The sequence below is a fragment of the Falsihalocynthiibacter sp. S25ZX9 genome, assembly GCF_041205405.1.
In the GTDB taxonomy this organism is placed as follows: Bacteria; Pseudomonadota; Alphaproteobacteria; order Rhodobacterales; family Rhodobacteraceae; genus Falsihalocynthiibacter; species Falsihalocynthiibacter arcticus.
On sequence record NZ_JBGFCD010000372.1, the window covers coordinates 1 to 276 of the forward strand.

Genomic DNA, 276 nt, shown 5'->3' on the forward strand with positions numbered 1-276 from the left:
ATTTCGACATCCCGCGCGGCTAGTTTCCGGCTCAAAAATGTTTAAAAACTTTAAAAAAGCCCCTCTCAGGAGTTTAAAGTTTTTAAACTTCCTTGCGTAACGCCCACGTCGGCTCGCTCAAAATGCCGCCGCCAATCGGCACCCGCACCCCCGTCGTTCCGGGGGCCGAGGTCGTCAAACCGCGCGCAACCAGCACGGCCAAAAACCAGAATGCCTGCGCCTCAAGCATGTCCACATCAAGGCCAGCATTCTCAACCGGCGCCACAGGACAGTCCA

Annotated in this window: 1 pseudogene; it reads right to left on the minus strand. The window is 55.8% G+C overall.

What is annotated here, in order from left to right:
* Window positions 1-82 precede the first annotated feature (82 nt).
* Window positions 83-276 (minus strand): annotated as a pseudogene (locus tag AB9F29_RS22625) (anhydro-N-acetylmuramic acid kinase); the annotation flags it as partial.